This window comes from Luteibacter sp. 9135 (assembly GCF_000745005.1).
In the GTDB taxonomy this organism is placed as follows: Bacteria; Pseudomonadota; Gammaproteobacteria; order Xanthomonadales; family Rhodanobacteraceae; genus Luteibacter.
Genome location: NZ_JQNB01000001.1, coordinates 2,735,694 through 2,759,070 on the forward strand (window position 1 = coordinate 2,735,694; position 23,377 = coordinate 2,759,070).

The following is a 23,377-nucleotide window of genomic DNA, read 5'->3' on the forward strand; positions in this document are numbered from 1 at the left end:
TCCGCCGTTCGTGTTCGTACTTCCCAACCATGTCTTAAACCTTGCCAGTCAGGAGCAACACCATGTGTTCGATCTTCGGGATGTTCGGCCTGCAGGCCGGTGACGACCTTCTCGCGTTGCGCCGCGAGGCCATGGCGCTGTCGCAACGCCAGCGCCATCGCGGTCCGGACTGGAGCGGGGTCTATGTCGACGAGGGCGCCATCCTCGTGCACGAGCGTCTGGCCATCGTCGATCCGGCCAGCGGGGCGCAGCCGCTGCGGTCTCCCGAGGGCGACCTGGCCCTGGCCGTGAACGGCGAGATCTACAACCATCGCGAACTGCGCGCGATCAGCGATTACGCCTTCACCACCGGCTCGGACTGCGAGGTCATCAACGCGCTTTACCGCGAGCACGGCGCCGATTTCCCCGGCAAGCTCAACGGTATCTTCGCCTTCGCCCTATGGGATGCCGGGCGCAAGCGGCTGATCGTCGCGCGCGATCCGGTCGGTGTCTGTCCGCTGTACTGGGGACACGATCGTGCCGGTCGCCTGTGCGTGGCCTCCGAGATGAAGTCGCTGGTAGGCGTATGCGCGGATGTCGCGCCGTTTCCTCCCGGCCATGTCTACGACAGCGAGACCGGCGAGGCGGTGAGCTACTGGACCCCCACATGGCGCGACTACGACGCCACCGCCGGAAAGACCATCTCGCCGAAAGACCTTCGTGCGGCGTTCGAGGCGGCAGTGCACCGCCAGATGATGACCGACGTGCCCTACGGCGTACTGCTGTCCGGCGGGCTGGATTCCTCCCTGGTGGCGGCGGTGGCGGCGGGCTTCGCACGCCGGCGCATCGAGGAAGACGACCGTGGCGAGGCCTGGTGGCCGCGCCTGCACTCGTTCGCCATCGGGCTGGAGGGCTCGCCGGACCTGAAGGCGGCTGAGGTCGCCGCCGAGGCGCTGGGCACGGTCCACCACGGGTTCCGTTACACCTTCGAGGAGGGCCTGGACGCGCTGCCCGAAGTCATCCGGCATATTGAAACCTACGACGTCACCACCATCCGCGCCTCCACGCCGATGTTCCTGCTGGCCCGCCGGATCAAGGCGATGGGCGTGAAGATGGTGCTCTCGGGCGAAGGCGCGGACGAGATCTTCGGTGGCTACCTCTACTTCCACAAGGCGCCGTCGGCCCGTGCCTTCCACGAGGAAACGGTGCGCAAGCTGGATGCCTTGCACTATTACGACTGCCTGCGCGCGAACAAGTCCATGTCGGCCTGGGGCGTCGAGGCACGCGTGCCGTTCCTCGACACAGCGTTCCTGGAGACGGCGATGTCCATCGACGCCGAGGCCAAGATGGTCGCCCGCAAGGGCATCGAGAAGGGCCTGCTGCGCGAGGCGTTCGAGGGCGTGTTGCCCGATGCCATTCTGTGGCGCCAGAAAGAGCAGTTCAGCGATGGCGTCGGCTACGGCTGGATCGACGGGCTGAAGGCCCACGCGGAGGCCATGGTCTCCGATCGCGAGTTCGCCGCCGCCGCGTCCCGTTTCCCCACCAACACCCCGGCCACCAAGGAGGCGTTCTTCTACCGGAGCATCTTCGAGACGCATTTCCCGGGCGAGGCCTGCGCCGCCACGGTGCCCGGCGGCAAGTCCATCGCCTGCTCGTCCCCGGCCGCCCTGGCCTGGGACCCGGCCTTCGCCGCCGCCGCCGATCCGTCCGGCCGGGCCGTCCGCGGCGTGCACCGGGAGTCGCTGCCAGCCTGAGCCGCCCCCGCCCCCGGGCCGCCAACCCGAGGCGGGGGTGTAGGAGCGCACGCACGTGCGCGACATGTTTTCGCCGAACGCCCGGATGTCATGCGCTGGCTTGTGGGCCGCCTCATACCCCTTTCGCGCACGTGCGTGCGCTCCTACACCTCCTTATTTGCTAGGATTGGGCGCTTTAGTCGGCGCCCCAGCGGCGCGTTACCAGGCCAGCCACACCATGATCGAGACCAATCCGATCCTTGCGCAGATCGCGGACCTCAAGGGCCGCGTCGAGTCGCTTAGGGGGTATCTTTGACTACGCTGTCAAGAAAGAACGCCTAGAAGAAGTCAACCGCGAGCTGGAAAATCCCAAGATATGGGATGACCCCAAGCGCGCGCAGGAGCTCGGCCGCGAACGCGCCCAGCTCGACGGCATCGTCACCGGCATCGAAGAGATGTCCGGCTCGCTCGACGACTCCAACGAACTGCTCGAGATGGCCGCCGCCGATGGCGACGAGGCCACGGTGCAGTCCATCGTCGACGACCTGAAGAAAGTCGACGCCCGCGTGGGCAAGCTCGAATTCCAGCGCATGTTCTCCGGCGAGCTCGACTCGGCGGCGGCCTTCGTCGATGTCCAGGCCGGCGCCGGCGGTACCGAGGCCCAGGACTGGGCGGAAATCCTCCTGCGCATGTACCTGCGCTGGGCGGAGTCGCGTGGCTGGAAGACCGAGATGATGGAAGTCAGCGCGGGTGAAGTGGCCGGCATCAAGTCCGCCACCTTCCGCGTAGAGGGCGATTACGCCTATGGCTGGCTCAAGACCGAGATCGGCGTGCATCGCCTGGTCCGCAAGAGCCCGTTCGATTCCGACAACCGCCGGCACACCAGCTTCACCTCGGTGTTCGTTTCGCCGGAAGTCGACGACAACATCGAGATCGACATCAATCCGGCCGACCTGCGTACGGACGTCTACCGGTCGTCGGGCGCCGGCGGCCAGCACGTCAACAAGACCGAGTCGGCGGTGCGTATCACCCATGTGCCGACCAACACGGTCGTGGCCTGCCAGACCGAGCGCAGCCAGCATGCCAACCGCGACCGCGCGATGAAGATGCTGAAAGCCAAGCTTTACGAGCTGGAAGTGCAGAAGCGCAATGCGGAAAAGGACGCCCTGGAAGCCACCAAGTCCGACATCGGCTGGGGTAGCCAGATCCGCAATTACGTGCTCGACCAGTCCCGCATCAAGGACCTGCGCACGGGTATCGAACGTTCCGACACGCAGAAGGTGCTCGACGGCGACCTCGACGAATTCGTCGAAGCCAGCCTGAAATCCGGCCTGGAGGCCGGCTCCAAGCGCGTCGACGCCTGATCCCACCGGGGGCGCATGGGTGCCCCCGTCTTCCCCCCAGCCACCACCAGCGAAGCCATGACTGACGATACCCGCGACGAGACCTCCGGCAGCGACGAAAACCGACTGATCGCCGAGCGCCGCGAGAAACTGAAAGCGCTGCGTGCGCAGGGCATCGCCTATCCCAACGACTTCAGGGTCGACAGCTTCGCGGGCGACTTGCAGGACGAGTTCGCCGACAAGGACACCTGGACGGCCGAAGCCATCGAGGCCACGCCTCGCCGGGTCGCCGTGGCCGGCCGCATCATCCTGATGCGCGGGCAGGGCAAGGTCAGCTTCGTGCAGATGCAGGACGGCACCGGCCGCATCCAGTTGTTCGTCCACCAGGGCACTGTAGGCGAGGAGGGTTACAACACCTTCAAGCGCTGGGACCTGGGCGACATCGTGGGCGCCGAAGGCGTGCTGATGCGCACGAAGACGGGCGAACTCTCGGTCAAGGTCGAGACCCTCCGCCTGCTGACCAAGTCACTGCGCGGCCTGCCGGACAAGCACCACGGCCTGGCCGACGTGGAACAGCGCTACCGCCAGCGTTATGTGGACCTGATCGTCACCGAGGAATCGCGCCGCACCTTCGCGCTGCGCTCGAAGATCATCAGCCACGTGCGTCGCTGGCTTGAAGCCGAACCGCGCCGCTTCATGGAAGTGGAAACCCCGATGATGCACGTGATCCCGGGCGGCGCCACCGCGCGCCCGTTCACCACGCATCACAACGCGCTGGATATCCCGCTGTTCCTGCGCGTGGCGCCGGAGCTGTACCTCAAGCGCCTGGTCGTCGGCGGTTTCGATCGCGTCTACGAGATCAACCGCAATTTTCGCAACGAGGGCGTGTCCACGCGGCACAATCCCGAGTTCACGATGCTCGAGTTGTACCAGGCGTACGCCACGTACCACGAGATCATGGACATCACCGAGGGCATGATCCGCACGGCGGCCGCCGAGGTCATCGGTAACACCGTGATCGAGTGGGACGGGGCCGCCGTCGACGTGGGCCCGGCGTTCCGCCGCTGGCGCATGGAAGACGCCGTGCTCGAGCTCAACCCTGAGATCAAGCCGGCCGACCTGCGCGACCGCGCCGCGATGGCCGCGCACGCTGCACGCCTGAATATCCAGGTCAAGCCGTCGTACGGCTGGGGCAAGCTGCTGCTGGAGATCTTCGAGGCGACGGTGGAGCACACGCTGATCCAGCCCACCTTCATCACCGACCACCCGGTGGAGGTCTCGCCGCTGGCGCGCGAGAGCGATACCGACAAGGGCATCACCGACCGCTTCGAGCTGTTCATCAACGGCAAGGAGATCGCCAACGGCTTCTCGGAGCTCAACGACTCGGAAGACCAGGCCGCACGCTTCCAGGCCCAGGTGGACGCCAAGGATGCCGGCGACGACGAGGCCATGCATTACGACGCCGACTACATCCGTGCGCTGGAAGTGGGTCTGCCGCCCACCGGTGGCCTCGGCGTCGGTATCGATCGTCTCGTCATGCTGCTGACCGGCTCGTCATCCATCCGCGACGTGCTGCTGTTCCCGACCATGCGCCCCGAGGCCTGACCGGCCTCGCCTACGGAGACATCCCATGTTCTACGCCATTGTCGCGCTCGATCACCCGAATTCGCTGGAAAAGCGCCTTGCCGCGCGCCCGGCGCACCTTGCACGTCTGAATGCCCTGAAAGACGAAGGCCGCCTGAAGCTGGCCGGCCCGTTCCCGGCCATCGATGCGAACGACCCGGGCGAGGCCGGCTACACCGGCAGCATGATCGTGGCAGAGTTCACCGACCTGGCGGCCGCCGAGGCCTGGGCCAAGGCCGATCCATACGTCGAGGCGGGCGTCTACCGCGATGTCAGCGTGCGGCCGTTCCGCGCCGTGCTGCCGTGACGGTCGAAAAGGTCGAGCGAATCCGGGCCCTGCTCACCGCAGCACTGGCCCCGCTGGAGCTGGACGTGATCGACGAGGGCCACAAGCACGCCGGGCACGCGGGCGAGGGCAGGGGGCACTTCTTCGCCCGCATCGTCAGCCCGGCTTTCGCCGGCACCAACCCCATCCAGCGCCATCGCATGGTCTATGCCGCCCTTGCCGAGATGATGCCCGACGGCATCCACGCGCTGGCGATCGAGGCCAGGGCCCCCGGCGAATAAGCCAAAGTCGCTACACTGCCGGTTATCGGTTGTAGGAGCTCGCGGCCGCGTCCCCACGGAAACCATCATGCGTCTGACCACGATCAAGCTGGCGGGATTCAAGTCGTTCGTCGACCCCACCACGCTGCACCTGCCCACCAACATGACCGGCGTCGTCGGGCCGAACGGCTGCGGCAAGTCCAACATCATCGACGCCATCCGCTGGGTCATGGGCGAGTCCGCGGCCAGCCGCCTGCGCGGCGACTCGCTCACCGACGTCATCTTCTCCGGCTCCAGCGCGCGCAAGCCCGTGGGCCAGGCCGCGGTCGAACTCATCTTCGACAACAGCGACGGCACCATCCAGGGCGAGTACGCCAGCTTCGCCGAGATATCGGTCAAGCGCATCGTCAGCCGCGACGGCCAGTCGTCCTATCACCTCAATGGCGCGCGCTGCCGCCGGCGCGACATCACCGATCTGTTCCTGGGTACCGGCCTGGGCCCGCGGTCCTACTCGATCATCGAGCAGGGCATGATCAGCCAGATCATCGAGGCAGCCCCCGAAGAATTGCGCACGCACCTGGAGGAAGCCGCCGGCATCTCCAAGTACAAGGAGCGTCGCAAGGAAACCGAAAGCCGCATCAAGGCCACGCGCGAGAACCTCGACCGCGTGCGCGACGTGCGCGACGAGGTCGACAAGCAACTGGACCACCTCAACCGGCAGGCCCGCGCGGCCGAGCGCTGGAAGGCCTTCAAGGAAGAACACACCCGGCGCGAGGCCGAACTGCGCGCGCTGGAATACCGCACGCTGCACCGTCGGCACGAGGGCGAGGGCTCCGGCCTGCGCGAGGCCGAGCTGGAAATCGAGAAGCATCTGGCCGGGCAGCGCCAGGTGGAAGCCCAGATGGAAAGCGTGCGCGAGCGTCACCAGGGCGCCAGCGAACACCTCAACCAGGTCCAGGCCGAGGTGTACAAGGTGGGCGCGGAAATCGCCCGCGTCGAGCAACAGGTGCGGCACAACCGCGACCTGAGCGAGCGTCTGACCCGCGCCCGCGCGGATGCCGAGCGCGAATTCGAGGAACTGCAGGGCCATATAGGTGCCGACCGCGAGCAGGTGGAAACCCTGCGCATGGCGCTGGCCGAGGGCGAGCCCAAGCTCGAATCGCTGCAGCAGATGCAGGACGAAACGAGCGACGCGATGCGTGCCACCGAGGCCAAGCTGGCCGACTGGCAGCAGCGCTGGGACACGCACACCCGCAGTGCATCGGAATCCAGCCGGGCGGCCGAGGTGGAGCGGACCAAGCTGGCCTACCTCGACCGGCAGACGGTGGACCTGTCGCGCCGCAAGGAGGCCCTGGATACCGAACAGCGTGCCACGGATATCGCCGCCCTCGACGCCGCGGCGGAACAACTCGACACCGAACACGATACGCAGCGCGAGCGCGTGGAACACCTGGGCGGCGTGCTCGACCAGCACAAGGTGGCCTACGAGCGCGTGCTGGACGAAGAGCGCCAGGTGCAGACCGCGCTGAACGATGGCCGCCAGCAGTTGCAGACCGCGCGTGGCCGCCAGGCCTCGCTCGAAGCCCTGCAAAGCGCCGCGCTGGGCCAGGAGGAAACCGCCGCCAGCGGCTGGCTGGCGCGCCTGGGGCTGGATCGCTCGCGCCGCCTGGGCGAGTCGCTGCAGGTGGATGCCGGCTACGAATCGGCCGTGGAAACCGTGCTGGCCGGCCTGCTCGACGGCGTGCTGGTGGATGCGCCGGAAGCGCTGGTGCCCGAATTCGAGGCTCTGGGTCAGGCCGATGTCGCCTTGTTCGCCCGGGAAGACGGTGCGGCCGGGCCGGCCGGCACGCTGGCCGAGCACGTGCGTGGCCCCGTGGCCGCCATGGCCTTGCTCGGTCGTGTCATGGTCGCGGAATCGGCCGAAGCTGCCGCCGCGCGCGTTGCCACGCTGCAGCCGCACCAGTCGGTCATCACGCCGGACGGCGCCTGGATGGGTCCGGGCTGGGCACGCATCCTGCGCGCGCAGGGCAACCAGGTGGGCGTGCTGGCCCGCGAGCGCGAGATCCGCCAGCTGGCCGGCCAGATCGAAACCCTCGAAGCCACGATCGACGAGCGCACCGAACAACTGGAAGCTCTTCGCGCCAGCAAGTTCGAGACCGAGCGCCAGCGCGACGACGCGCAGCGCGATCTCTATGCGGCCCACCGTCGGCTGTCCGAGCTGGCCGGCCAGTTGCAGAGCCATCGCGGCAAGATGGAAACGGCGCGCGCACGCGCCGAGAAGGTCGGCGGCGAAATCTCGGCAATCGTCGATCAGCTGGACGAATTGCAGGGCCAGACCCGCGAGGCGCGTGCCCGACTCGACGAGGCCGTGGGCCTCATGGGCGATCGCGAGGACGAGCGCCGTGGCCTTGAAAACGAGCGCCGCGAGCTGCTGGAAGCCCGCGAGGAAGCACGTATCAACGCGCGTGAGGCCGCCGACCAGTCGCACCAGCTGGCCCTCAGCATGGAATCCAAGCGCTCCGCGCTCGGCTCGCTGGAGCAGGCGCTGGCCCGACTGGACACGCAGCTACGCCAGGTCGTGGCCCGGCGGGACGAGATCGACCAGCAACTGGCGGCGGGCTCCGATCCCATCGCCGAACTGGAAGCCGAGCGGCAGACCTACCTCGACCAGCGCCTGTTGGTCGATCGCCAGCTGGTGGAGGCACGCCGTGCGCTGGAAGACTGCGACGCGGAGTTCCGTCGCCTCGAGCAGGAGCGCCAGCGCGTCGAACAGGTGCTGGGCCAGGTGCGCGAAAGCGTGTCCGAAAAGCGCCTGGCGGCGCAGGCACTGCAGCTGCGAGCCGAACAACTTGCCGAGGCCATCGTCGCCTCCGGTCTGGAACTCGATGCCCTGCTCACCGAACTGCCCGAGGACGCGGAGCCGGCGCGATGGCAGCAGCAGCTGGTGGACCTGTCCGGCAAGATCGCCCGCCTGGAGCCGGTCAACCTGGCCGCCATCCAGGAACACGCCGAGCAATCGCAGCGCAAGGAATACCTCGATGCGCAGCTGCTGGACCTGACCAGCGCGATGGAAACCCTGGAAGGCGCGATCAAGAAGATCGACCGCGAAACCCGCCAGCGTTTCAAGGAAACCTTCGACCGGGTCAACGCCGGCGTGCAGGAACTTTTCCCACGCCTGTTCGGCGGCGGCCATGCGTATCTCGAACTCACCGGCGACGACCTGCTGGACACCGGCGTGTCGATCATGGCCCGGCCGCCCGGCAAGCGCGTGTCCAACATCACCTTGCTGTCCGGCGGCGAGAAAGCGCTCACCGCGGTCTCGCTGGTGTTCGCCATCTTCGGCCTCAATCCCGCGCCGTTCTGCCTGCTGGACGAGGTGGACGCGCCGCTGGACGAAGCCAACGTCGGGCGCTTCTCGGCCATGGTTCGTGAAATGAGCGAGAAGGTGCAATTCATTTTCGTCAGCCACAACAAGGCCACCATGGAGGCCGCGCATCAGCTGTGCGGCGTTACCATGCGCGAGCCGGGTGTCTCTCGCCTCGTCCAGGTGGACCTGGCCGAGGCGTCCAAGCTCGTCGGCGTCGCCTAAGTACCGCTCTTCAAGGAAATCGAACCATGAATCCCGCCATCGGCCTCGCCTGGAACCCTGCCGTGGGCATCCCGATGCTCTTCGTCGGCATCGTCGTGATGGTGCTGCTCTGGCTCTTCGGCCAGCCACGCAAGGAGCAGGGCCGCCGCAAGCCGGTGCCCGAGCAGCCCGGGCGTGCCCGCGAACGCCGTGAGCCGGTGTTCAACGATGGCGAGGAGGTTGCCGAGGACGACGAGTTCGACGATCGGGACCACGCCTCTTTCAGTGCGCGTGACGCCGCGCACGAGGTGGCCGACGACGCCAACGATCCGCTTTTCAATCCGCGTCCGCGGCACACCGAGCTGGATGTGGACCTGCGCGCGGAACTGGAACGCCTGGGCGCCTCGCTGGCCGGCGAGCGTACCGCCTCCGTGGCACCCCTGGCCGACGACCTCGCGGCCCGCGATGCGCAACGTGCCGAGCCGCCGCGTCCGGCCGCGCCGCGCCATGAATCGCAGCGTGTCGAGCCGCGCCTGGACCTCGACCTGCCGTTCGACCTGGACGACCCGCGCGGCACGCACGCCTCGACTGCTGCGCCCTCACCGGTGCCGCCGCCCCGCCCGCAAGCCCCTGCGCCCGCACCGGCTCCCGCGCGCACGCCGCCGCGCTCCGACCTCGGCCGCCGCCCGCCGAACGCACCCGTGGAGCGCATCGTCAGCCTCTACGTGGTGGCCCGCGAGGGCAGCCGGTTCAACGGTTCCGACCTGATCGTCGCCGCCGAGAAAGCCGGCCTCGAATTCGGCGACATGGGCATCTACCACCGCCTCGTGGACGGCCATCCCGAACAGGGGCCGATCTTCAGCGTGGCCAACCTGACCAAGCCGGGCAATTTCGACATGGCGCGCATCGCCACGTTGCAGACGTCCGGCCTGTCGTTCTTCATGGCGCTGCCGGGTCCGGTGCCCGCCCTGGATGCCTGGGACGCCATGCTGCCTACGGCGCAGCGCCTGGGCGAACTGCTCGACGGCCTGGTGCTGGACGAGGAACGCAATGCCCTCGGGCGTCAGCGCATCGCGCACATCCGCGACGAACTGCGCGGCTGGGACCGCGGCCACGAAGGCGAAGAGATCAAGTTCGGGCACTGACATGTATACCCCGAAGGCGTTCGTCGAAGACCGGCCGCACATCCTGCACGGGGCGATCCGACGTATCGCCTTCGGCACGCTGGTCACCGCGGGGGAGGGTGGCATCGAGGCCAGTCATGTTCCCTTCGTACTGGCCCCCGACGAAGGTCCTCTGGGCACGCTGTATTGCCATGTGGCCAGAGGCAACGACCACGTAAACCGCAGCGAGGGCGAGGTCCTGTCGATCTTCGCCGGGCCGCACGCCTATATCTCGCCCAACGGTTATCCGGGCAAGGCCAAGCACCATCGCGAGGTGCCCACCTGGAACTACATCGCCGTCCATGCCTACGGCCCGGCGCATACGTTCACCGACCCTGAGTCGCTGCGCGACCTGCTCGAGCGGCTGACGGCCCAGGCCGAGCACGATGCCGCCCAGCCCACACCCTGGCGGGTCGGGGATGCCCCCGACGACTATCTCGCCGCCATGTATCGCGGCATCGTGGGCGTCCGCATCCCCATCGCCCGGATGGAAGGAAAATGGAAGCTCGGCCAGAACCGCACGGGGGCCGATCGCCTTGGTGCCGCCGCCTTGCTGGCGCAGAGACAGGGTGACGACGAGCAGGCCGTCGCAGCGCTCATGCGCGATGTCGGGGCCTGAACCACGCGTACAAATCCACGACCCCTGTTCACGCTTCCGCAACACCCCTGTGCGTCACTGTGAAGGTCTTGGCATGTCCGGGATTGGCACGATGCATACATGATGCCCGGCATGCTTGTGATTACCCTTCGAGGAACACGAGTCACATGCCTGCAAGTACGCGTGCCCCCTTCCGAATCTACTACCTGCATCCATTGCTGGCAGGTCCGCTTACCGCCTGGAACGCCTGGATAGAGCATGCCGCCTCGCTCGGCTTCCGCCAGTTGCTGATAGCGCCGCCCTTCGATGCCTCCGATACCGGTGACGTTTTCGTTACACGGGATTTCGATCGTCTTAACACGTCCGTTTCCGACGAGGGCGAGGCCACCGACCGGCTGGCCCAGATCGCCAAGGCGTGTCGCAATCATCGCATGGAGTTGTGGCTGGACCTGTCACTGGATGAGGTGTCCTCGGATGCGCCGGTACGCCAGGCGCATCCCGATTGGTTTCGCGCCGTGGCCGCCCAGCACGGCACGCCGGACCCGCGCTGGACGCCGGCCGAAAGCGACAGCGTGCGCTGGCGTTTCAACGATCCCGACGTGGCCGAGGCGGCCACGCAGTGGTGGGTCGACCGCATGCATCGCTGGACTGCCGCCGGCGTCGAGGGTTTTCGCGTGGTGCACCCGCAACGCCTGCGTGCCGAACGCTGGAAGCCGCTGATCGAAGCCGTGCGTGGTACGCATGCCGATGCCGCGGACGCAGCGTTTCTCGCCTGGACGCCGGGCCTGGCGCCCGAGGATCTCGCCGCGCTGGCCGGTGCGGGATTCGACGCGGTGGTGTCCTCCGCCAACTGGTGGGATTTCAGGGCGCCGTGGTTCGCGGACGAGGCCGCGCGCCTCGCCGCGGTGGCACCGGCCCTGGCATGCGTGGAAGAACCGTTCGGTCCGCGTTTCGGCGAGCAGATGGGTGAGCACAACCAGCTGGAACACGCGCACCAGCGTGCGATCGCCTTCGCCGCCACGTCCCCGGGCGGCTGGATGATGCCGATGGGCTTCGAGTTCGCCCAGCACGACCGCCTCGACCCGCGTCGTGGTCAGCCGGTCACACCGGCATCGCTTGCGCAGGGTGCGATCCTCGACGTGAGCGATACCGTGCGTGCCGCGAATGCGGCCGTGCGCGAGGAGGTGCCATCGGCACCTTTCGTCGCCGTCGGTCATGGCGTCGCGTCGTTCCTCACAGTGCACGGTCCCGATCCGAGGACCGCGCCCGGCGCGACCCTTACGCTGGTCAACGCCTCGCTGGATCGGGATGCCGTAGTCACCGCGTCGCAGGGACTGGTAGGTGCGGCGACGCACTTCGCCCCGTGGACCTCGGCGGAAGGGCGCAAGGTGTTCGACCAGGGCGACAGCCTGGTGCTGGCACCGGGCGGCGTCCTGACGCTGGCAGGACAGCCGGCTGTTCCGGCGAAACGCAAACTGGGAAGCAGCGTGCAGAAAGAATGGCTACAGGCAGCATCGCGAGCGGATCGCGTCATGATCGAGAACGTGCAGCCGGTCGTGGATGCAGGGCGCTTCCCGGCCAAGCGCGTGGTCGGCCAGTCCGTGGACGTCACCGCCGACATTTTCATGGACGGGCATGAGGTGCTGGCCGCACGGCTTCGCTATCGCGCCCAGGACGAACGTGCCTGGCGCGAGGTCGTCATGCAGCCGGTCAATAACGATATCCACACGGCCAGCTTCGTGCCGACGCGGGTCGGGCGCTACGAGTTCCAGGTGGAGGCATGGCACGATCGCTTCGCCAGCTACCACCATGAAATCGAGGTCAAGCATGCCGCGGGCGTACCGCTGGGCCTGGAGCTGGAAGAGGGCCGCCTGATGGTCGAGGCCCGGGCGAAGGACGCCGCCGGCCCGAAGGCCAAGGCGCTGCGCAACCTGGCGGCATTGCTGGCGAAGGCCGACGACGAACAACGTCTTGCGTCGTTGCTGGACGAGGCCACCGTCGCCCTGATGATGGCCACCGATCCGCGCACTCGCTCGTCCGCCACCGAAACGTTCACGCTCGAAGTGGATCGTCGCGAGGCCGGTTTTGCCAGCTGGTACGAATTGTTCCCGCGTTCGATGACCGACGACAAGGCGAAACACGGCACGTTCCGCAACACGATCGCGCGGCTACCGGCCATCCGCGACATGGGCTTCGACGTGCTGTATTTCCCGCCGATCCATCCGATCGGCAAGGCCTTCCGCAAGGGGCCGAACAACACGCTGACGCCGGGCCCGGACGATCCTGGTAGCCCGTACGCCATCGGTTCGCCGGACGGCGGCCACACGGCGGTGCATCCGCAACTGGGCACGATGGACGATTTCCGCGCACTACGCGACGCCGCCCATGAGCACGGCCTGGAGTTGGCGCTGGACTTCGCCATCCAGTGTTCGCAGGACCATCCGTGGCTGAAGGAGCATCCGGAGTGGTTCGACTGGCGCCCGGACGGCAGCATCAAGTACGCGGAAAACCCGCCCAAGAAATACCAGGACATCGTCAACGTCGATTTCTATGCGGACGGTGCCATCCCGTCGCTGTGGCAGGCGCTGTGCGATGCCGTGCTGTTCTGGGCCGCCGAAGGCGTGCGCACGTTCCGCGTGGACAACCCGCATACCAAACCGTTCCCGTTCTGGGAATGGATGATCGGGCGGGTGCGTGCGAAGTATCCGGACGCCCTGTTCCTGTCGGAGGCCTTCACCCGGCCCAAGCCGATGTATCGCCTGGCCAAGGTCGGCTTCAGCCAGTCGTATACCTATTTCACCTGGCGTCACTCCAAGCAGGAGTTCATCGACTACCTGACCGAGCTGACCACCACCGCGCCGAAGGATTTCTTCCGCCCGAATTTCTTCGTCAATACGCCGGATATCAACCCGTACTTCCTGCAGACCTCGGGGCGGCCGGGCTTCCTGATCCGGGCGGCACTGGCGACGACGCTGTCCGGCCTGTGGGGCATGTATTCCGGCTTCGAGATCTGCGAGGCAGCACCCTTGCCGGGCAAGGAAGAGTACCTGGACTCCGAGAAGTTCGAGGTGCGCGTGCGCGACTTCGACGCGCCCGGCAACATCGTGGCGGAGATCACCCAGCTCAACCATATCCGCCGCGCCCACCCCGCGCTGCAATCGCATCTCGGCGTCCGCTTCCTGCCGTCCGGGAGCGACCAGGTGCTGTTCTTCGAAAAACGCTCGCAGAACGACCTCGTGCTGGTCGCCATCAGCCTGGACCCGCACAACGCCCAGTCCTCCGACCTCACGCTGCCGCTGGACGACTGGGGCCTTGCCCCGGATGCCGCGCTGGACGTGCACGACCTTCTTCATAACCAGCCCATCGCGTGGCGCGGTGCCCAGCAGAACGTATGGCTCGGCCTCGGCCAGCCTTACGCCATATGGCATGTCCGTCTCCCGGGAGTCTGATCCATGGCTACACGTGCCAAAGGCAAGAAGCAGGCGAGCGCACCCGATTTTTCGAACGATCCGCTCTGGTACAAGGACGCGATCATCTACCAGGTGCACCTGAAGTCGTATTTCGATGCGAACGACGATGGCGTGGGCGATTTCGAGGGCCTGATCCAGAAGCTGGACTACATCGCCGAACTGGGCGTCAATACGCTGTGGCTACTGCCGTTCTATCCCAGTCCGCGGCGTGACGACGGCTACGACATCGCCGAATACAAATCCGTGCACCCGGACTACGGCAAGCTGGCCGACGCCAAGCGGTTCATCGCCGAGGCGCACCGACGCGGCCTGCGCGTCATCACCGAGTTGGTCATCAACCACACCTCCGACCAGCATCCGTGGTTCCAGCGCGCGCGCCTGGCCAAGAAGGGGTCGGCCGCGCGCAACTTCTACGTCTGGTCCGATACCGACCAGGCCTATGACGGCACGCGCATCATCTTCCTCGATACGGAAAAGTCGAACTGGACGTGGGACCCGGTGGCCGGCCAGTACTTCTGGCATCGCTTCTTCTCCCACCAGCCCGACCTGAACTTCGACAACCCGGCCGTGATCAAGGCCGTGCTCGATGTGATGCGGTTCTGGCTCGACCTGGGCGTGGACGGCCTGCGCCTGGATGCGGTGCCTTACCTCATCGAGCGCGAGGGCACCAATAACGAGAACCTGCCCGAGACCCACGACATCCTCAAGCTGATGCGTGCGGAGATCGACCAGCATTACCCGGACCGCATGCTGCTGGCCGAGGCCAACCAGTGGCCGGAAGATACACAGGATTACTTCGGCAACGGCGACGAATGCCACATGGCGTTCCACTTCCCGCTGATGCCGCGCATGTACATGGCGATCGCCCGAGAGGATCGTTTCCCGATCACCGACATCATGCGGCAGACCCCGGCCATCCCGGAGAACTGCCAGTGGGCGATCTTCCTGCGCAACCACGACGAGCTGACGCTCGAGATGGTGACCGACAACGAGCGCGATTACCTGTGGCAGACCTACGCCGCCGATCGCCGGGCACGCATCAACCTGGGCATCCGTCGTCGCCTCGCGCCGCTGCTCGAGCGCGATCGCCGACGCATCGAGCTGATGAATGCATTGCTGCTATCGATGCCCGGCACGCCAGTGCTGTATTACGGCGACGAGATCGGCATGGGCGACAACATCCACCTGGGCGACCGCGATGGCGTGCGTACGCCGATGCAGTGGTCGGTCGACCGTAACGGCGGCTTCTCGCGTGCCGATCCGGCCAGCCTGGTGCTGCCGCCGATCATGGATCCGCTGTACGGATACCAGGCGATCAACGTCGAGGCGCAAGGGCGCGATCCGCATTCCCTGCTGAACTGGATGCGGCGCATGCTGGCCGTGCGCAAGCGCTACAAGGCGTTCGGTCGCGGCACGCTCAAGTTCCTCTACCCGGGCAACCGCAAGGTGCTGGCCTACCTGCGTGAATTCGAGGGCGAGCACTTGCTGTGCGTGGCCAACATGTCGCGCTCGCTACAGGCGGTGGAGCTGGACGTGGCCGCCTTCGACGGCCAGGTGCCGATCGAGATCATGGGCGGTTCGTCGTTCCCGCCGATCGGGCAGCTGCCTTACCTGCTGACCCTGCCGCCATACGGTTTCTACGCGTTCCAGATCTGCGCAAACGCGCAGATGCCCGACTGGCACGAGGTGCCGGCCGAGCCGCTGCCGGACTACGAGACGCTGGTGGTGCGTGGTGCGCTCATCGAAGGCCCGGTCATGGCCCACCACCGTGGCGTAATCGAAACCCAGGTGTTGCCGGGCTACCTCGGCGTGCGTCGCTGGTTCGCCTCGAAGGACCGTGGCATCGCCAGCGCCCGGATTCTCTACGCGGTGCCCTGGCCCGACCATGGCGACGACCTGATCTTTACCGAGGTGGAGGTCAGTCTGGCCGATGGCGGCGTCGAGCACTACAGCCTGCCGGCCGGTATCGTCTGGGAGGACGAGAATCCCACGGCACGCGCGCAGCAGCTGGCATTGGCACGCGTGCGTCGCGGCCGCCGCATCGGCCTGCTTACCGATGGCTTCACCCTGGATGCCTTCGCCTCCGGCCTGCTGATCGGCCTGCGCCAGGGCACCGAGCTGCCGGTCAACGGCGGCGTGGTGCGTTTCGAGACCACGGATGCGTTCGCCGGCGTGCATTTCGATGCCGAGATCCCCATCCGCTGGTTGTCCGCCGAGCAGTCAAACAGTTCCATGATCATGCACGACGCCGGCGTGGTGAAGCTGTTCCGCCGCACTGCCGTGGGTATCAATCCGGAAGTGGAGATGGGCCGTTACCTGACCGAGCGGGGCTACGCCAACACGTCGCCGCTGCTGGGCGAGGTGGTGCGCATCCAGGAAGGCGGCGAACGAACCACGCTCGCCGTGCTACAGGGTTTCCTGCGTAACCAGGGCGATGCGTGGCGCTGGACGCTCGATTATCTGCGCCGCAGCTACGACGAATACAGCCATTCGGAGGACGTGGCGCGCCAGACGGAAATCGATGGCGGATACGATGCCTTCGCCACGGCGGTGGGCACGCGCCTGGGTGAATTGCACGCGCTGTTGGCGCAGCCGTCCGACCTGTCGGCGTTTTCGCCGGAGCGAGCCGGCGACGCGGACGTCAAGGCGGTGCAGGAAAGCATCCGCGCGCAAATTGCCCGGGCGATGGCCTCGATCGATCAACTCAAGGATGTGGCCGAGCCGGCGTCTTCGGACATCGCATCCCTCCGCGGCGTGGCAGGCGTTCTCGACGCGCGGGTCGGCAAGCTGGCAAGTGCTGGCGTCTCCTCGTTGAAGACGCGTGTGCATGGCGACTTCCACCTCGGTCAGATCCTGGTGGTGCAGGACGATGCCTACATCATCGACTTCGAGGGCGAGCCGGCTCGCACGCTGGATGAGCGTCGGGCCAAGGGCTCGCCGCTGCGCGATGTGGCCGGCTTCCTGCGCTCGCTGGACTATGCCGCCGCCATGGCACGCCGTGGCGAGGATGGGCTGGCCCCGGTCGAGGACGAAGGCTTCGTCGATTACCTCGCCCGGTTCCGTGAGCGTTCGTCGCGCACGTTCCTCGAGGCGTACCGTCGCGTGCTCGACGCGGCCCCCGTGCGCTGGGTGGAGCCCGATGCCCTCGCGCCGATCGTGGAGCTCTACGTCATCGAGAAGGCTGCCTACGAAGTGAATTATGAAGCCGCGAACCGACCCGGTTGGGTCGACGTGCCGGTGCGTGGACTGCTCCATGCCGCCCGCGGCGACATGTCCAACGAATTGAAGGATGCGACGTGACCGATCCCCGTACCTATGGCCTGAACGATACCGCCGCCGTGGACGCGCTCGTCGACGGGCGGCATGGCGACCCCTTCGCGCTGCTCGGCGCGCACACCGTGGACGGGCGCCGCGTGGTGCGCACGCTGCAACCGGGTGCGCAGGCCGTCGAGTTGATCGACGTCGACGGCCGCACGCTGGGCCAGCTGCAACGCGTGCATGACGGTGGCCTGTTTGCCGGTTTCCCCGACAGCGAGGCGGCGTATCGGCTGCGCATCCACTGGCCGTCCGCCACGCAGGAGATCGACGACGCCTATCGCTTCGGCAACCTGCTGGGTGACGACGATCTGGCGCGGCTTTCAGCGGGCACGCATACCGAACTGTTCCTCTGCCTCGGTGCGCATCCCATGACCATCGACGGCGTGACCGGCGTGCGCTTCGCGGTATGGGCGCCGAACGCGCAGCGCGTCAGCGTCGTGGGTGATTTCAACAGCTGGGACGGTCGGCGGTTGCCGATGCGCAAACGCGTGCCGGCCGGCGTGTGGGAGCTGTTCGTGCCGGGCCTGTTGCCCGGCGCGCGCTACAAGTACGAGATCTGGGGCGCCGACGGCTCGGTGTTGCAGCGTGCGGACCCGGTGGCCTTGTCCGCCGAACTGCCGCCGTCCACGGCGTCGATCGTCGCCGACCCCACCGCCTTCCGCTGGACCGACGACGAGTGGTTGCGTCGACGCGGTGCCATGCATCACGCCGGGTCGCCGCTGTCGATCTACGAAGTGCACGCCGGCTCGTGGCTGCGCGGCGAGGACGGACACGAACTGCAGTGGGACGAGTTGGGCGAACGCCTGATTCCCTACGTGGCTGGCATGGGTTTCAGTCATATCGAACTGCTGCCGGTATCGGAGCACCCGTTCGGCGGATCGTGGGGCTACCAGCCGCTGGGCCAATTCGCGCCGGCGTCGCGTTTCGGTACGCCGGAAGCCTTCGCCCGTTTCGTGGATCGCTGTCACGAAGCCGGGGTGGGCGTCATCGTGGACTGGGTGCCTGCCCATTTCCCCACCGATATCCATGGGCTTGCCCATTTCGACGGCACGCCGCTGTATGAACATGCCGACCCGCGCGAGGGCTTCCACCAGGACTGGAACACGCTGATCTACAACCTGGGGCGCAACGAGGTGTCGGCGTACCTGGTCGCCAGCGCACTGGCCTGGCTGGAGCGCTTCCATATCGACGGCCTGCGCGTGGATGCGGTGGCTTCCATGCTGTACCGCGATTACTCGCGCAAGCACGGCGAGTGGGTGCCCAACCAGTACGGTGGTCGCGAGAACCTGGAATCCATCGCCTTCCTGCGCCGGGTCAACCAGCTCGTGGCCGAGCGCCACCCCGACTGCATGACCATCGCCGAGGAATCCACGGCCTGGCCGGGCGTGACGCAGCCGGTGGAGCAGGGCGGCCTTGGCTTCGACTTCAAGTGGAACATGGGCTGGATGCACGACTCGCTGGAATACATGTCGCGCGACCCGCTATACCGCCAGTACCACCATGGCGAGATGACCTTCAGCATGGTCTATGCGTATTCCGAGAAGTTCGTGCTGCCGCTGTCGCACGACGAAGTGGTGCACGGCAAACGTTCGCTGCTGGGCCGGATGCCCGGCGACGAATGGCAGCGTTTCGCCAACCTGCGCGCGTACTATGGCTTCATGTGGGCGCATCCGGGTAAGAAGCTGCTGTTCACGGGCGCGGAAATCGCCCAGCCGCACGAGTGGAACCACGACGCCCAGATCGCCTGGGAACTGCTGGATTCACCCTTGCACCTGGGCGTGCAGAAGGCCGTGCGTGACCTCAACCATCTCTATGCCGCCACGCCGGCCCTGCACGCATGGGATGCCGATCCGCGTGGCTTCCGCTGGGTGGTCGGCGACGATGCCGGGCAGAGCGTGTTCGCATGGCTGCGCTTTGCCGAGGGTGGCCGTCCTGCCCTGGTGGTGAGTAACATGACGCCGACGCCGCGGCACGGTTTTCGCCTCGGCGTGCCCGAGGGCGGGCGCTGGCGCGAGGCCTTCAATTCCGATGCCGTCGACTATGGCGGTTCGGGCGTGGGTAACGAGGGGGCGCGGCATGCCGAGGCCGTACCCGCCCACGGTTTCGACCATTCGCTGGTGGCGAGCCTGCCACCACTGTCCACGGTCATCTTCGTGGCCGACTGACGAGGAATCCGATGCCTGCACTTCCCGAGCGCATGCAGTCCGGCACGCCGCACCCCCTGGGTGCCACGTGCGACGGCATGGGCACGAACTTCGCGGTGTTTTCCGCCCATGCGGAACGCATCGAACTCTGCCTTTTCGATCCCTCCGGCAAGCGCGAGATCGCCCGCTACGATCTGCCCGAGTGCACGGACGAGGTCTTCCACGGGTACCTGCCACGCGTGCGTGGCGGCACCCTTTACGGCTTTCGCGCGCACGGCCCGTACGCGCCGGAAGAGGGGCACCGCTTCAATCCCAACAAGCTGCTGCTGGACCCCTATGCGCGCCTGCTGCACGGGCAGGTGCGCTGGTCCGATGCGCTGCACGGCTACCGGGTGGCGTCGCCGCGTGCGGACCTTTCATTCGACCGGCGTGACAGCGCCGCGGCCATGCCCAAGGCCGTGGTCGTCGATGAGCCGATGCACTGGACCCACAACAATCGTCCGCACACCCCGTGGAACGAGACGATCATCTACGAGACCCACCTGAAGGGCATCACGCGGATGCTGCATCGCATCCGCCCGCACGAGCGGGGTACCTTCATCGCGCTGGCCGATCCCTACGTCATCGACTACCTGGTCAAGCTGGGCATCACCGCGGTGGAACTGCTGCCCGTGCATGCGTTCCTGCAGGATCGTCGTCTGGCCGAGATGAAGCTGCGCAACTACTGGGGCTACAACACTCTGGCGTTCTTCGCACCGGAGCCCGCCTATCTCGCCGAGGGTGCCCTGAACGAAATTCGCGCCGCCGTGCAGGCGCTGCATGCCGCGGGCATCGAAGTCATCCTGGACGTGGTCTACAACCACACGTGCGAGGGCAGCGAGCTGGGCACCACCATGTCGTTCCGCGGGCTGGACAACAAGAGCTACTACCGCCTGATGCCGGACAACCCCCGTTACTGCATCAACGACACGGGCACCGGCAACACGGTGAACACGGCCCACCCGCGCGTGCTCCAGCTGGTGATGGACTCCCTGCGTTACTGGGTACAGACCTTCCACGTGGACGGTTTCCGCTTCGATCTCGGCGTGAGCCTGGGCCGCGAGGAGCACGGTTTCGATCCGTGCTGCGGCCTGTTCGACGCGATGCGTCAGGACCCGGTGCTGGCCAACGTCAAGCTGATCTCCGAGCCCTGGGACATCGGTCCCGGCGGCTACCAACTGGGCAACCATCCGCCCGGCTTCGCGGAGTGGAACGGGCAGTTCCGCGACGATATCCGCCGGTTCTGGAAGGGCGATTCCAACATGCGCGGCGCGCTGGCCGGTCGTCTTCAGGCCTCTGGCGAACTGTTCGACCACCAGAAACGCAAGCCGTGGGCGTCGGTCAACTTCATCACCGCGCACGACGGGTTCACGCTGCAGGACCTGGTCAGCTACAACGACAAACATAACGACGCCAACGGTGAAGACAACCGGGACGGCGGCAACGACAACGAAAGCTTCAACCACGGCGTCGAGGGCCCAACGGACGATCCGGCCATCCGTCTGCAGCGCGACCGGCAGAAGCGGGCCATGCTGGCCACACTGTTCTTCTCGCACGGCACGCCCATGTTGCTGGGTGGCGACGAGTTCGGCCGCACCCAGCACGGCAATAACAACGCGTATTGCCAGGATACCGAGCTATCGTGGTACGACTGGAAACTGGCCACGTCCGATGGGGGGCGTGAGCTGACCGAGTTCGTCGCGCGGCTGGTCCGCCTGCGCGAGCAGCACCCCACGCTGCGCGCCGCGCACTTCCTCCGCGGCGACACCGAGGTGGCCCCCGGCATGCGCGAAGTCGCGTGGTTCGACGAGAGCGGCGCGGAGATGACCCTGGATACCTGGGGCTACACCGAGGGCCGCCTGCTTGCCTTGCGACGTGCCCAGGTGCATGCCGAAAAACGTGCCGACGTGACCCTGATCCTGGTCAACGCCACGCCGGAGACGCACCTCTTTCATTTGCCGCAGCCCGCCGCGAACTGGCGGCTGCGTTGCAACACTGCCGCGCCACTGGCGCCGGAGCTACCGTGGACCGAACCGACGATCGATGTGGAGGGCAGGAGCGTGGTGCTGCTGGCGGCAACGGTACGGACGGAGCCGGCATGACCCGCGACTACGTGCACACCATGCCGTACGGTGCGCAACTCACCGGGGAGGGCACCGCACGCTTCCGGCTCTGGGCACCCGACGCCGAGGAGGTTTCGATCGAATGCGATACGGGACAGGCCTCGACGATGCGCGCCCTGGACGACGGCTGGTTCGAGTGCATCTGTCCCGCGGAAGCGGGCACCGGATACCGGTTCCGCCTGGCCGACGGCACGGTCGTCCCGGACCCGGCATCTCGCCGCCAGCGAGGCGGTGATGTGCACGGCTACAGCGTGGTGGTCGACCCGCGCGCGTTCTCATGGCGGCATACCGTCTGGCAGGGCCGGCCGTGGCACGAAACCATCCTCTACGAACTGCATGTCGGCGCCCTGGGCGGGTTTCATGGCGTGGAGATGATGCTGCCGCACCTGGTCTCGCTGGGCATCACCGCGATCGAACTCATGCCGATCGGCGAGTTCCCCGGCGAGCGCAACTGGGGCTATGACGGCGTGCTGCCGTATGCGCCCGCCGATGCCTACGGCTCGCCCGATGACCTTAAGTCTTTGATCGACACGGCCCACGGGCTGGGCCTCATGGTCTTCCTCGACGTGGTCTACAACCACTTCGGTCCGGACGGCAATTACCTCGGCGCCTATGCATCGCCGTTCTTCGACGCGTCGGTGCATACGCCATGGGGTGCCGCCATCGGGGTCGCCACGCCTCAGGTGGGTGACTTCTTCGTACACAACGCCCTGTACTGGATCGAGGAATTCCGCTTCGACGGCCTGCGCTTCGATGCCGTGCACGCCATCGGTAACCCGGGCTGGCTCGCCTCGCTGGCCGCGCGTGTGCATGCGGCCGTCGGGCCGGAGCGGCACGTGCACCTGGTGCTGGAGAACGAAGCCAACCAGGCCAGTCTGCTCGGGCGGGATCGTTTCGATGCGCAGTGGAACGACGATTTCCACAACGCCCTGCACGCGCTGCTCACCGGCGAGGACGAGGGCTACTACCAGCATTACCATCCGGCGTTGCCGAAGCTGTTGCGCAGCCTGCAGGAGGGCTTCGTCTTCCAGGGCGAGGACATGGGTGGCAAGCGCCGGGGTGAGTCAAGCGCGCACCTGCCTGCCAGCCGTTTCGTCAACTTCCTGCAGAACCACGACCAGGTGGGCAATCGTGCTTTCGGCGATCGCCTGACCACGCTGGTGCACGCGGAAACGATGGACGCGGCGCTGGCGCTGTTGCTGTTGGCGCCCTTCGTACCGATGCTGTTCATGGGCGAGGAATGGGCCAGCCGTACGCCATTCCTGTTCTTCACCGATTTTCAGGATGAAGACCTCCGCAAGGCCGTGCGCGAAGGCCGGCGCCGGGAATTCGAGGCATTTACCGGTTTTGGCGGTGAGGAAATTCCCGATCCCAACGCCTACGACACGTTTACCGCGTCCATTCCCGTTCGCGAGGAAGGCGCTGGCGAAGCGCGGCGCCACCTGCTGAAGGAACTGATCGCGCAGCGGAACAAGCACGTGGCGCCGCATATCGGCGAAGCCACCGCCAGCGGTGCGGAGGCCCTGGGCGATCGAGCCTTCCGTGCCGCATGGAAACTGGGTACTGCTACGCTGACCCTGTACGTCAACCTCGGCGACACCGACATCACGATCCAGCAGCCACCATCGCCGTCCGCGGCCTGGCTGCACGGCGATGCCGCGGACGTCGCTTCCGTTTCGCGCGGGTCCGTTCCGGCCCGTCGCACTGTAGCCTGCCTGGAGTCCTGATCC

The 23,377-nt window shown here is 66.7% G+C and carries 13 protein-coding genes; all 13 read left to right on the plus strand.

Features of this window, described 5'->3' with window-relative positions; genetic code table 11:
• The first annotated feature begins 62 nt into the window (after positions 1-62).
• Positions 63-1,733, plus strand: coding sequence for an asparagine synthase B (asnB, locus tag FA89_RS11780; protein WP_036140772.1), 1,671 nt, complete (start codon positions 63-65; stop codon positions 1,731-1,733).
• Positions 1,734-1,950: 217 nt separating this feature from the next.
• Positions 1,951-3,076 (plus strand): peptide chain release factor 2 gene (gene prfB, locus FA89_RS11785; RefSeq protein WP_185754325.1). Its coding sequence is split into 2 segments (ribosomal slippage): positions 1,951-2,025 and positions 2,027-3,076, totalling 1,125 coding nucleotides; the frame shifts between segments, so codons are not numbered across the junction.
• Positions 3,077-3,133: 57 nt separating this feature from the next.
• On the plus strand, positions 3,134-4,660 hold the full coding sequence (lysS, locus tag FA89_RS11790; protein WP_036140773.1) for a lysine--tRNA ligase: 1,527 nt from the start codon (positions 3,134-3,136) through the stop codon (positions 4,658-4,660).
• 25 nt (positions 4,661-4,685) lie between these two features.
• Positions 4,686-4,985: a YciI family protein gene (locus FA89_RS11795; RefSeq protein ID WP_036140774.1), complete on the plus strand. Its 300-nt coding sequence runs from the start codon at positions 4,686-4,688 to the stop codon at positions 4,983-4,985.
• The gene (locus tag FA89_RS11800; RefSeq protein ID WP_036140775.1) at positions 4,982-5,245 is read left to right on the plus strand and encodes a BolA family protein; all 264 of its coding nucleotides are present in this window, start codon (positions 4,982-4,984) and stop codon (positions 5,243-5,245) included. The genes FA89_RS11795 and FA89_RS11800 overlap by 4 nt, the downstream gene beginning before the upstream one ends.
• Positions 5,246-5,312: 67 nt before the next feature.
• Positions 5,313-8,813, plus strand: coding sequence for a chromosome segregation protein SMC (smc, locus tag FA89_RS11805; RefSeq protein ID WP_036140776.1), 3,501 nt, complete (start codon positions 5,313-5,315; stop codon positions 8,811-8,813).
• Between the two features lie 26 nt (positions 8,814-8,839).
• On the plus strand, positions 8,840-9,937 hold the full coding sequence (zipA, locus tag FA89_RS11810; RefSeq protein ID WP_036140777.1) for a cell division protein ZipA: 1,098 nt from the start codon (positions 8,840-8,842) through the stop codon (positions 9,935-9,937).
• Between the two features lies 1 nt (position 9,938).
• Positions 9,939-10,574 carry an FMN-binding negative transcriptional regulator gene (locus tag FA89_RS11815; RefSeq protein ID WP_036140778.1) on the plus strand — a complete coding sequence of 212 codons (636 nt, stop codon included), beginning with the start codon at positions 9,939-9,941 and terminating at the stop codon, positions 10,572-10,574.
• A gap of 146 nt (positions 10,575-10,720) precedes the next feature.
• The gene (locus FA89_RS11820) at positions 10,721-14,002 is read left to right on the plus strand and encodes a maltotransferase domain-containing protein (protein ID WP_036140779.1); all 3,282 of its coding nucleotides are present in this window, start codon (positions 10,721-10,723) and stop codon (positions 14,000-14,002) included.
• Between the two features lie 3 nt (positions 14,003-14,005).
• Positions 14,006-17,323, plus strand: coding sequence for a maltose alpha-D-glucosyltransferase (gene treS, locus FA89_RS11825; RefSeq protein ID WP_051938715.1), 3,318 nt, complete (start codon positions 14,006-14,008; stop codon positions 17,321-17,323).
• Positions 17,320-19,506: a 1,4-alpha-glucan branching protein GlgB gene (gene glgB / locus FA89_RS11830; RefSeq protein WP_036140780.1), complete on the plus strand. Its 2,187-nt coding sequence runs from the start codon at positions 17,320-17,322 to the stop codon at positions 19,504-19,506. Before treS ends, glgB begins: the two co-directional genes overlap by 4 nt.
• Positions 19,507-19,517: 11 nt before the next feature.
• Positions 19,518-21,626: a glycogen debranching protein GlgX gene (gene glgX, locus FA89_RS11835; RefSeq protein WP_036140781.1), complete on the plus strand. Its 2,109-nt coding sequence runs from the start codon at positions 19,518-19,520 to the stop codon at positions 21,624-21,626.
• Positions 21,623-23,374, plus strand: coding sequence for a malto-oligosyltrehalose trehalohydrolase (treZ, locus tag FA89_RS11840; RefSeq protein WP_036140782.1), 1,752 nt, complete (start codon positions 21,623-21,625; stop codon positions 23,372-23,374). The genes glgX and treZ overlap by 4 nt, the downstream gene beginning before the upstream one ends.
• Positions 23,375-23,377: the final 3 nt, after the last annotated feature.

Excerpts from the sequence above, each read along its gene's own strand:
- asnB (WP_036140772.1), top strand. The coding sequence starts at position 63 with ATGTGTTCGATCTTCGGGATGTTCGGCCTGCAGGCCGGTGACGACCTT.
- lysS (WP_036140773.1), top strand. The coding sequence starts at position 3,134 with ATGACTGACGATACCCGCGACGAGACCTCCGGCAGCGACGAAAACCGA.
- FA89_RS11795 (WP_036140774.1), top strand. The coding sequence starts at position 4,686 with ATGTTCTACGCCATTGTCGCGCTCGATCACCCGAATTCGCTGGAAAAG.
- smc (WP_036140776.1), top strand. The coding sequence starts at position 5,313 with ATGCGTCTGACCACGATCAAGCTGGCGGGATTCAAGTCGTTCGTCGAC.
- zipA (WP_036140777.1), top strand. The coding sequence starts at position 8,840 with ATGAATCCCGCCATCGGCCTCGCCTGGAACCCTGCCGTGGGCATCCCG.
- FA89_RS11815 (WP_036140778.1), top strand. The coding sequence starts at position 9,939 with ATGTATACCCCGAAGGCGTTCGTCGAAGACCGGCCGCACATCCTGCAC.
- FA89_RS11820 (WP_036140779.1), top strand. The coding sequence starts at position 10,721 with ATGCCTGCAAGTACGCGTGCCCCCTTCCGAATCTACTACCTGCATCCA.
- treS (WP_051938715.1), top strand. The coding sequence starts at position 14,006 with ATGGCTACACGTGCCAAAGGCAAGAAGCAGGCGAGCGCACCCGATTTT.
- glgX (WP_036140781.1), top strand. The coding sequence starts at position 19,518 with ATGCCTGCACTTCCCGAGCGCATGCAGTCCGGCACGCCGCACCCCCTG.
- treZ (WP_036140782.1), top strand. The coding sequence starts at position 21,623 with ATGACCCGCGACTACGTGCACACCATGCCGTACGGTGCGCAACTCACC.